Here is an 11,950-nt window from a genome sequence, read left to right on the forward strand (position 1 = left end):
GTACAAGTGTTTTTTGAAAAAAATTTTCAATTAATATATAACGTTTCCTTAAAACCATTTCTGATAACATATTTATTGTTAAATTCGCCTCGTTAACAAACATAGAATCTATGACACATTTAAGCTTTAAAAAATGGAATACCTTATTAGGTTGGTTCTCCTTTTTAATTGCATTAGTAACTTACAGCTTAACAGTAGAACCTACGGTAAGCTTTTGGGATGCTGGAGAGTACATCTTAACCTCTTCAAAACTACAGGTTGGTCATCCCCCAGGAGCGCCACTTTTTCAAATGTTTGGTGCATTCTTTTCTGTGTTTGCCATGGAACAAAGCCAAATAGGTTTATTCATGAATTTAATGAGTGCCGTATCAAGTGCATTTACTATTCTATTTATGTTTTGGACCATCTCTTTACTGTTAACAAAATTGGTAAAGATGAATGGTGAATTCACCCAAAGCAAAAAAATAGCTGTGCTTGGATCTGCTTTTGTTGGAAGTTTAGCTTTTACTTTTACCGATTCGTTTTGGTTTAATGCCGTAGAAACTGAAGTTTACGCCATGGCCACCTTAATTATGGCTGTGTTGTTTTATTTAGGCTTACGTTGGGAAAAAGACATGGACAAGCCTCGTGGGAATAAGTGGCTTATTCTTATTTCCTTTATAATTGGACTTTCATTTGGAGTTCACTTTATGGGACTTTTAACTATTCCTGCTATTGGATTAATCTACTTCTTTAAAAACTACAAAACGGTTACTGTAAAGAATTTCATTATAGCTAATGTTGTTTCGGCAGCCATATTATTGTTCATCTTTAAATTGCTTCTACCAAACGCATTGAAATTCTTTAGTGCCTTTGAAATATTTTTCGTGAACTCCGTTGGCTTACCTTTTAACTCAGGGACAGTTATAGCAGGACTACTAGTAATTGCGGCATTCTATTTTGGAATAAAATATACACATCAAAAAAACTACAAACATTTAAATACTGGAATTTTATGTTTGATGTTTATTTTCATCGGGTTCTCATCATGGTTAATGTTACCAATCCGTGCTAACGCCAATGTGGTGGTTAACGAAAATAACCCATCAGATGCTAGAGAACTTTTAGCGTATTACAATTTAGAACAATATCCTGAAACACACTTGTTTTATGGCCCCCTGTTTACCGATCAATATTCTGGTTTAGATGCAAACGAACCTTATATTGACGATAAACCAAACTACGAAAAAGATTATAAAACTGGAAAATACGTTATTATTAACGATTGGAAAAACGCCAAACAAAACTACAATCACGAACACGCTTCCATTCTTCCTCGTATGTGGAGTCAGGAAAATGCAGTTAATTATATGCTATTTTCTGGATACTTAGATTTTAGATTAAAACCTGAATACCAAATGGAAAACGAATTGCGCACCATGGTTTCAGAATTTAAAACCGACGTTCAGAAAGGATTAGTAGATTATGAAGATTATCATGCCTTTTTAAAGCAATTTGGACAATATATTACCGTTGAAAAACCATCTTTAGGAAGCAATATATCTTATTTGTTAGAATACCAATTAGGGTACATGTATTGGAGGTACTTTTTATGGAATTTTGTTGGAAAACAAGACGACATACAAGGAAGATATGATAATCATGGTAATTGGTTAAGCGGTATAAAACCAATTGACGAATGGCACCTAGGTTTTTCGCAAGATAATTTACCTAGCGATGTGAAAAACAATAAAGGTAGAAACACATACTACTTTTTACCTTTAATTTTAGGACTGTTTGGATTGTTCTTTTTATTTAACAGAGATAAGAAAACTTTCTGGACGATGTTGGTATTCTTCTTATTTACAGGAATAGCTATCCAATTTTACACCAATGTAAGACCGTTTGAACCTAGAGAGCGAGATTACTCTGTTGTAGGATCATTTTACGTATTTGCCCTTTGGATTGGATTTGGGGTTTATGCTATTTTCGATATTTTAAGAAAATATACAACTTCTAATTTTTTAGCACCAGCCATTAGTTTAGTCTGTCTTGTTTTAGTACCAGGAATTTTAGCTGCCAACAACTGGGACGACCACGACAGATCGGGAAAATATACAGCACAATCCATGGCTAGAAAGTATTTGGATTCTTGTGCTGAAAACGCCATTCTATTCACTATTGGAGATAATGATACATTTGCACTATGGTATGCCCAAGAAATAGAAGGTTACAGAACTGATGTTCGAATTATAAACACTAGTTTATTCCAAACAGATTGGTATATAGATCAGATGAAACGCAAAGCTTATGAAAGTGATCCGATTCCTTCGCAGCTAACACATGAGCAATATAAATATGGTACCAGAGATTACATCATGAAAAGAGAAATCTCTAAGGATACTATGGACATAAAAGATTTTATGAACTTTGTTTCAAGTGAAAATCCTAGAACAAAATTCAAATATATCTTAGAACAACAAGGAGAAGATCCTAACTTTTATCCGTCTCAGTTAGTAAACTCGAACTACTTCCCGGTGGAGAACATTCGTGTGCCAGTGAACAAAGAAAATGCCATAAAGTATGGTATAGTAAAAGAAAAAGATGCCCATGAGATGGTTGATTATTTAGATGTAAAAATTACTGATAATGCTATCTTCAAAAACCGATTATTAATGCTAGACATCATAGCTAATAACGATTGGAAACGTCCTATTTATTTTACAGGTGGCGCATTTGGAAATGAAGATTACATTTGGATGAAAGATTACTTACAACTTGATGGAATGTGCTATAAGTTAGTACCTATAAAAACTCCGGTTGATAGAGCCAACCCGTTTGATATGGGACGTGTTGATAGTGAGTTAATGTATGAAAAAGTTGTTAAATGGGGATGGGGAAATAGCGGAAGTCCAGATATTTACCACGATACAGAAACTAGAAAAAACTCAATTACCTATAGAGGAAATTTAGCCCGTTTAGCTGAACAACTAATCGTAGAAAACAAATTAACAAAAGCTGAAGAAATAGCAGATATTGCTATGGATAATATGCCTGTTGAGTTTTTTGGATACTATACCTTATTAGAGCCATATATTGGAATTTATTACGAAGTAGACTCTAAAGAAAAAGCAGAAAAACTCTTTATGGATGTCTCTAAAAAGTATCAAGAGAATTTAATTTATTACAGCAAACTAGAGGTTGAAAAACAATACAAGTTGCTTGAAGATATTTTAACCGATATAGAACGCTACAAAGGGATCTTAAATGTTTTACAAGATTACGACAAGGATTTTTATTCTGAACAAGCCAAAGTATTTACTAATTACTTAAACCTATTTAGTCACTTCTATGAAGGTATGGAAACAGAATCCGTACCTCAACCAAATTTGGATAGAGTTCAAGAAATGGAATTAGACAGTTTGTTACTTGACTTAAATAATAATTAAATCATGGAATTTATTCCAGCCAAGCTTCCTCTGTTTGTTAAACATATATTTCCAAAATACACTTGGAATCTACCAACAGAGGAGTTGGTTATATATCTTACTTTTGACGACGGTCCAACTCCTGAAGTAACTACTTGGACCCTAGAAGTACTAGAACAGTATCAGGCAAAAGCCACTTTTTTCTGCGTTGGGAACAATGTTGAAAAACATTCAGACATTCTTCTAAAAATAGCTGAAAAAGGGCATACAATAGGGAATCATACCTACAACCACCCTAAAGGCTGGAGAACTTCAACAGAGGCTTATTTGAAGAATGTACAACAAGCTCAAAATATCATTAATTTTCAGTTACAAAAACTAGGAAACAACCAAGCATCTACAAGCAGTTATCAGACATCAAAAAACCACAAACTATTTCGTCCGCCCTATGGGCAAATTACAAAAAAACAAGGGCGAAAATTAATGGGGTTAGGGTATAAAATTATAATGTGGAGTGTTTTATCTATAGACTGGAGCGAAAATATCACTAAAGAAAAGGCTTTGAAAAATGTTATTAAAAATGCTAAAAACGGAAGTATTGTAGTCTTTCATGACAGCGAAAAAGCTTCAGAGAGTATGCAGTATGCTTTACCGCGTGTATTGGAACATTTTAGCAAGAAAGGATATTGCTTTAAAGCATTAGATGGAAATCTGTTAAGTAGCTAAACATATTCTTGCATAATTCCAATTAAGGTATTGGCATCTTGTTGGCCACTATGGCGCCATTTCATTTCGCCATTCTTATAAATAATTAATGTTGGTAAGCCTTTCACCCTAAGAGCTTCAGCCAATTCCCTGTTTTTATCCACATCAATTTTTATAACTTTAGCCTTATTTCCTAAGGCAGCCGCTACATCTCTAAGTATAGGGTTCATAGCAACAGATTGATCATTCCATTCGGTAAAAAAATCGAGTAATACAGGAATGTCTATATCTATAAGTTCTCCAAATTTTGACATACTTTTAAAGTTTTAAGCCAAGTGGCTATATACAAACCTACGTATTTTTTTCATAAATTGTATATATGCCTTATAAATAGTATGTTTCCATACGGTTACGAAATTTAAGTAAGCTATTTTGGAATAATAAAAAAACGGTTTGTTTTTAGCTAAGGTCATTACCTTTTTTAAGTTCAATAACTGTTATTTCTGGCCAAATACCAACTCTTCCTGGGTACGCTAGAAAACCAAATCCTCTGTTTACATTAATATACTGACCCTTTTCTTTATATATTCCAGCCCAATATTTATATCGCCATTTTATCGGGCTCCACTTTACCCAGCCAGGAATTTCTATACCGAATTGCATACCGTGGGTATGGCCACTTAAAGTTAATTGGTATTTATAGTCATCGTCTATAACCACATCTTCCCAATGTGATGGATCATGGCTCATTAAAATTTTAAAGTCGTTTTTGTTAATTTTTTCAGCTGCCTTCTTTAAATCACCTGCCTTTTTAAAGCCTCCTCTACCCCAGTTTTCAACACCAACTAAAGCGATACGCTCTCCATTTTTTTCAATAAATCGACTGTCGTTTAAAAGAAGATCGAAGCCTATCTCTTTTTGGATTTGTTTTAGTTCCTCTAGATTATTTTGTTTTTCCTCTTCAGTATTCCAATCAACATAATCGCCATAATCGTGGTTTCCAAGGACCGCATATTTCCCGTCTTTGGCTTTTAATTTTCTAAACACATCCATCCATGGAATCATTTCAGATGATCTATTGTTGACCAAATCACCTGTAAAAAATATAGCATCAGATTTCTGTTGATTTACTAGCTCTACAGCATACTTTATTTTCTCTCTATCATCTAAACTACCTGAATGAATATCGCTTAATTGGGTGATTTTATATCCGTCAAATGCAGCAGGTAAATCATCGAAATATAACTTATACGACAAAACACGAAAATTGTACTTTCCTTCATACATACCGTACAGCAATGAAGAAAATGGGATAGCTGCTAAACCAAGTGCCATCTGACTTACAAACTTTCTACGAGAAGGGATTTGAAAACTTTTTTTAGATGGAGAAAACTTATGGTATAAACCCGACATAAACCGAATTATATCCTCACTAAATAAAATAGGAACAAGGACCAAACCAAACGACATAAAAGCTAATAAAAGTCCGAAGGCTTGATTTTTAGGCGGAGACAGGACACGACCACTAGAAGCTCCTACAAATTGAAACAAGAAGTTCCCTACTACCACAAAGCCAATTATCATAAAAGCAAAGTAGAACCACCTATTTTTAGTAAGGGTTTTTATTGCTTGATAACCATAAACAACAAAAAATATATAAGCTATTATAAAAAGTATCCAACGCAATGTTTCTAAAATTTACTCAAAGATGATAAGATTCGATAGATTTAGAATACTCCTGCTTCTGAGAATATATTTTCCCAACTTTTATAACGTATTTTTTTAAAGAGAATTTGTGAATCTAATTTAAAATAAAAACCATAAAAAATTACTTGAGGTAATTTATCCCAATATTTTTATGAAAAATTTAACGTTAACTTTTCGGTATATCCTACGATTATTGGAGATAGGCTAGATGTCATGCTGGTGGGAAAATAGATGCACCATTTGCAAGGAGTAATCAGATACAACATTTTTTATTGCTTTTATGCTCTATATTAATATATGGCACTCGGCAGTCTTCTAAGGTTATATTGCGATGCCATTACTTCTCCATAGGCTCCACAAGATTTTATGGCAATGATATCTCCTCTTGTGGTTGTTGGTAAAAGTAAAGCTTTCCCAAAACAATCCGAAGATTCGCAAATTGGACCGACAACATCATATCGTTCCTTTATTTTAATCACTGAAGTTAGATTCTCTATCTTATGAAAAGCTTGATATAACGCTGGTCTTATTAATTCCGTCAGCCCTGCATCAATAATAATAAACTTGGTGTTTACCCCCTCTTTTACATATAGAGCCTTACTGATCAACGTTCCGCATTGTCCTACTATAGAACGTCCCAACTCAAAGTGCAATTCTTGCCCAGGTCTTAGTTCCAAAAAATCATGGAACAATTTAAAATAAGATTTAAAGTTTGGAACCAATTCTTGTTCTGGATTTTCATAGTTGATTCCTAACCCTCCTCCAACATTTATATGATCGACAACTATTTGATGTTGGTAAAACCATTGTTGAATTTCATTTATACGTAAACAAAGTCCTTTAAAGTTACTTAATTCCGTTATTTGAGAACCAATATGAAAGTGTAAACCTATCAATCTTATATTTTTGAGGGTTTTTAATATTTGCATCACATTTTCAAGTTCCCAACGATTAATCCCAAACTTATTTTCCTCCAAACCTGTGGAAATGTAATGATGTGTACTGGCAGCAACATTTGGATTAATTCGCAATGCAATATCTGCAATCTTATTTTTGGCTTGAGCCAATTCATCAATTACTATCAATTCAGGAATTGATTCACAATTAAAGCAAAAAATATTGTTGTCTAATCCAATATTGATTTCTTCATCAGACTTACCCACTCCTGCAAAAACAATTTTTTCTGGTTTAAAGCCTGTTTCTATTGCTCTAGTAACTTCATTACCACTTACGCAATCGGCACCCAATCCATAGGTCTTAATTGTGTTTAATATTTTAATATTTGAATTTGCTTTTAGAGCATAATGGATATTATAATTATACTTACTTGATTCCTTTATTACAACATTTAAGGTGTATTGTAATAATTTCAAATCATAATAATAAAATGGAGTGGACGTATTTTTAAAACGCTCTATAATTTCAGGACTAAACATATTATGATAAGGTAGAATTAAGTGCTGTCAACGCTTCTTTTTTATGTTGGTCTTCAACTAAGATAGATACATTATGTCTGCTTCCACCATAGGATATCATTCGAACCGGTATATTCTCCAAGGCCTTAAAAATAATTGCTGCATACCCCTTACTTTCAGCTATAAAATCTCCTACTACACAGATTATGGTATGATCTTTTTCTATTTCAACTTTTCCATACTTTCTCAATTCGTCAACAATATCGGTCAGATAATTATTATTATCAATAGTTATAGAGACCGCTACTTCAGAAGTAGTAATCATATCTATTGAGGTTTTGTAGATTTCAAATATTTCAAACACTTTTCGCATAAAACCGTGCGCCAGAAGCATTCTATCGCTCTTTATTTTTATTGCTGTTATTCCGTCCTTTGCTGCAATAGCTTTAATGCCCAAATCATTGGTTTTACTTGTAATTAAAGTACCATAAGAATCAGGTTGCATGGTGTATTTTAATCGAACGGGTATATTGGCTACTTTAGCCGGATTTATAGTTGCGGGATGTAGAATTTTAGCTCCAAAATATGCTAGCTCAGCGGCCTCTTCAAAAGATATATCGGTCAATGATTTTGTATTATCGATAATCCTGGGATCATTATTGTGCATCCCGTCAATGTCTGTCCAAATTTGAATTTCTTTCGCTTGAATGGCTACTCCAATCAGGGAAGCTGTATAATCACTTCCTCCTCTATTAAGGTTATCAATCTCCCCAAAGTTGTTTCTGGCAATAAATCCTTGGGTTATGAACAATGTATCATCTGCGTAAATATTGATTTCTCTATGTAAATTCTCTTTGATATAAAAGAAATCAGGCTCACCATCCTTATCTGTACGCATAAAATTTAAAGCGGGAATAAGTACTGATTTTATGTTATTCTCACTCAAATAACAATGAAATAATGCGGTTGAAATCAACTCACCTTGTGCCACTATCGATTTTTCCCCAAAACTCGTAAACAAATCTTGTGCATAATTTTTAATATCATTGAAATGAAACAAGATTAACTTGCGGCCTTTTTCCCTGTAACTAGCTGATAGAAATAATTCGTTTACAAGATTTAAATATTTCTCTTCTAAGTTGTCAATTAGGCTATGTGCTTCCTTGACTTTACGCTTATATAAACAATTAGTGATTTTTACCAATTCATTCGTGGTACCCGACATAGCGGATAGTACGACTATTTTCGGCTCTACATTACTCACCAATTTTGCTACATCCCTTATTTTATCCACACTCCCAATAGAAGTGCCTCCAAATTTTAAAACTATCATTGATTATTTTTTTATTTCTAATTCTTTAATATTCTAAGTTCAACTCATAGATTCAACTCAAATTAAAAATTCCTTGGGGCTAGCCCCAAAAGATTGGCCCAGTGCTAAATTTGTTTTGTGAAAAAATATAAACAACTTAACCGAGAGCAAAGATACCAAATAACAGAATAGATTCACAGCCATAGGATTAATAAAAAATTTAACCATCCGTTAAGATTTGAGACTACCTAAAACAAAGCCTTAATTACTAAGCATCTAACTTTGTAATTCTAAGAAAACACCCAAGTTTTAATGGGTAATAAAGTGTCTATAAAGGTACTTATTAGTTAAATTACTAAGTGTTTTTTTTATGTCATACTAGTTAAAGCTAGTTATACACATCTTACAACTATAGCATAATACAATCAAATTTACTATTCTCGAACACCAGATGAAATGAACTTCAACGGATTCCGTTTATTAATTAATCTCAAATTTATTATATTAGCTTGCTAACTAACCAAATACCTATGTTTTTTCGAATATTTACCCTTTTCGTATTCATTACGTACGTCCCATTTTCAGTAAAAGCACAAAATAAAACTGATATTATAAATGAATCTATAGATTCAATAATTCAAACTGCTAAAAACTTACCTGTTGAAGATAAAATTAAGCTTCTAAACAGTAAAGCAGGGGAATACAGATACATTAAAAGCACACGTAAACTTTTAAATAAAGCCATTAATATTTCAAAGGAATCTAATGATAATAAGCTCTTAGCCATATCTTATTATTCTTTAGGTAATTATTATTTCTATAATACCCGACTAGACTCAGCCATGATTTATTTTAATAAATCTAGTGATTTCCTAAAAGATATTGATTTACCGAGTTTGAAAGCATCGATACTTATAAGTAAAGGTGGGATATATAGAAAAAACGGAAATGCATCTTTGGCTATATCTACCTTATTAGAATCTAAAAAAATATTAGATAAAATTGACACCCTGAGTTTGGATCAGGAACAACGAGAAAAAAACAAAGGACAAAACCTGGTTTTAAATAACACACTTGCCAATTATTATAATCAGATGGAGGAATATGACAAAGCCTTGAATTATTATGATTTGGCATTTAAGTCTGCATTACAACTTGGTTCAAAAATTAATGCCGGAATTATTATTGCTAATAAGGGGGATCTATTGTTAAAACTAGGAGAATTTGAAGAAGCATTAAACCTTCAAGTAGAAGGTAAAAAACTAAAAGAGGAAGGGAATGCACCAATGCGAATTATTATCAATTCAGATTTAAATATAGGTCATGCAAATTTAAATTTGAAACATTATGATGAAGCCCTAGTATACCTCAATAGAGCCTATGAGTTTTATAAAAAAGATAATATTCAACCTAAACTTTATGAAGTTTTACTATACAGAGGAACCCTATATCATGAATTAAATAACAACAAGTTGTCGGCTGAAGATTGTGAAGAATCTAAACGAATAGCAACCAAACAAAATGACATAGAATATGTAACTAAAGCCTGTGAATGTTTATACAAAACTTATAAATCATTAGGGATGTATAATAAAGCTCTATTAAATCACGAAGACTACTTAAAGGCTAAAGATTCTGTTTTTAACACAGAAAACGTAAAAAAACAAACCCAGCTAGAAATGCAATATGAGTTTGATAAAAAACAAGAATTACAAGAACTCACACTAAAAGCTAAAGAAAAAGAAAGTCAACTTTATTCTTATTTGGCGTTTGCCGGACTTTTAACCGCATCCTCGTTAGGGTTCTTTTATTATAAAAACAGAAGAAAAAACATGTTGTTAGCCAAACAAAAGGTTTTATTAGAAGCTTCTATCGATGAAAAAAACACCCTTTTAAAGGAAGTACATCATCGTGTAAAAAATAGTTTTCAAATTGTATCCTCATTACTATATCTTCAATCTGAAAACACAGAAGATAAAGAAGCGAAAATTGCTATTAAGGAAGCTGAAAACAGAGTACGATCGATGGTGCTTGTACATCAAAAATTGTATAACAAAGAAGAACTAGTAGGTATTAACTCCAAGGAATATATTACCGATTTAGTAAAAGATATTTTTGAAAGCCATCAGTTTCAAGAAAAACCTATCAATTACCAATTAGATATTGAATCTTTAGTTTTAGACATTGAAACCATAACACCAATCGGGTTAATTTTAAATGAACTTATAATAAATGCTTTAAAACATGCTTTTAATGAAGTAACAGATACTAGCAAAATCACCATTTTATTTAAAAAGGAAAAGGATGCACTTATTTTAAAAGTTACAGATAATGGCCAAGGGTTTGAAGGTGAAATAAAAAACACCTCCTTTGGTATTATGTTAATGAAAGCTTTATCTAAAAAACTAAAGGCTACTTTAAATTATAATTCAGAACTTGGTTCAGGAACAGAAGCTATACTACAAATTAAAAAGTTTAAAGTATTGTCTTAAATATTAATAAAACCTATTTCCATTTACTAAAAAAAAGAGGTCATTCACTTATTTTTTTAAACATTTCGCTTAGTTTTAAAGTAGTTTTATTACAATTAAAATCCACATTTTGAAATCTATAAGTATATATATAGTAGAGGATGAACCATTAATAGTATCCACTATTGAAACTGCTTTATTAAAGCAAGGTTTTAAAGTGTTTGGTGATGCCGAAGATGTAACAACTGCATTAAAAAACATTACCATTCACCAGCCTGATTTAATTTTATTAGACATACAATTAGCTGGAGCAAAGGATGGTGTAGACTTAGCGCTAGAATTAGACAAACAGCAAATACCATACATTTTCCTCACCTCACAAACTGATCCGGAAACCATAGAACGAGTTAAGGAAACCCAACCTTTAGGTTATATTGTAAAACCATTTACAGAACAAAGCCTACGAAGTAACATTGAATTAGCATGGCACAAATACGAAGTACAACATGCTGGCTTTTTAATTCTAAAATCGGATGGACGCACCCATAAAGTGAATCAAAATAGTATTTTATACTTAAAAGCTTTTGATAATTATTGTTATGTATATACTACAACACGATCCTATTTAGTTCCGCACACCCTAAAGTACATGTCGGAACAACTGTGTGATACTCTATTTGTTCAAACCCATCGTTCGTATTGGGTAAATCTCAACCATATTGATGGTGTAGAAAACAACAAACTTTTCCTAAAAACCGAACCAATTCCAATAAGCGCTTCACAAAAAAACCTAGTAATGTCTAGGTTAAAACACTCTTAATTTCGTTTAACTGCATTCACTAAAAAAATAGAGGTGTTGGCTAAATGCAATCTTCAATAATCTAATTAGGGAGTAATTTTATTGTGCTATTAATCTCACGGAATTTAATTCCC

Annotated in this window: 8 protein-coding genes; 4 read left to right on the forward strand and 4 right to left on the reverse strand. The window is 32.4% G+C overall.

Features of this window, described 5'->3' with window-relative positions:
* The first annotated feature begins 110 nt into the window (after positions 1–110).
* Positions 111–3,428 carry a glycosyltransferase family 117 protein gene (locus tag VKY41_RS04260; protein WP_500813192.1) on the forward strand — a complete coding sequence of 1,106 codons (3,318 nt, stop codon included), beginning with the start codon at positions 111–113 and terminating at the stop codon, positions 3,426–3,428.
* A 3-nt stretch (positions 3,429–3,431) separates the two neighbouring features.
* On the forward strand, positions 3,432–4,133 hold the full coding sequence (locus VKY41_RS04265; protein ID WP_500813193.1) for a polysaccharide deacetylase family protein: 702 nt from the start codon (positions 3,432–3,434) through the stop codon (positions 4,131–4,133).
* On the opposite strand, the gene VKY41_RS04270 is transcribed toward VKY41_RS04265, so the two are convergent.
* From VKY41_RS04270 to VKY41_RS04285, 4 genes are all read right to left on the reverse strand, one after another.
* On the reverse strand, positions 4,130–4,426 hold the full coding sequence (locus tag VKY41_RS04270; RefSeq protein WP_500813194.1) for a thioredoxin family protein: 297 nt from the start codon (positions 4,424–4,426) through the stop codon (positions 4,130–4,132). The two genes, VKY41_RS04265 and VKY41_RS04270, sit on opposite strands and share 4 nt — an antisense overlap.
* 145 nt (positions 4,427–4,571) lie before the next feature.
* Positions 4,572–5,798, reverse strand: a complete 1,227-nt coding sequence (locus tag VKY41_RS04275; protein WP_500813195.1) for a metallophosphoesterase — start codon at positions 5,796–5,798, stop codon at positions 4,572–4,574.
* Positions 5,799–6,109: 311 nt separating this feature from the next.
* Positions 6,110–7,255, reverse strand: coding sequence for a diaminopimelate decarboxylase (lysA, locus tag VKY41_RS04280; RefSeq protein WP_500813196.1), 1,146 nt, complete (start codon positions 7,253–7,255; stop codon positions 6,110–6,112).
* A gap of 1 nt (position 7,256) precedes the next feature.
* Positions 7,257–8,567 carry an aspartate kinase gene (locus tag VKY41_RS04285; RefSeq protein WP_500813197.1) on the reverse strand — a complete coding sequence of 437 codons (1,311 nt, stop codon included), beginning with the start codon at positions 8,565–8,567 and terminating at the stop codon, positions 7,257–7,259.
* 509 nt (positions 8,568–9,076) lie between these two features.
* On the opposite strand from VKY41_RS04285, the gene VKY41_RS04290 reads away from it, so the two are divergent.
* Positions 9,077–11,038 (forward strand): tetratricopeptide repeat-containing sensor histidine kinase, encoded by a 1,962-nt coding sequence (locus VKY41_RS04290; RefSeq protein ID WP_500813198.1) that lies wholly within the window; start codon positions 9,077–9,079, stop codon positions 11,036–11,038.
* Between the two features lie 109 nt (positions 11,039–11,147).
* Positions 11,148–11,837, forward strand: coding sequence for a LytR/AlgR family response regulator transcription factor (locus VKY41_RS04295; RefSeq protein ID WP_500813199.1), 690 nt, complete (start codon positions 11,148–11,150; stop codon positions 11,835–11,837).
* The last annotated feature ends 113 nt before the right edge of the window (positions 11,838–11,950 follow it).

Origin of the sequence: Xanthomarina sp., assembly GCF_035306605.1 — a bacterium.
Lineage (GTDB): Bacteria > Bacteroidota > Bacteroidia > Flavobacteriales > Flavobacteriaceae > Xanthomarina.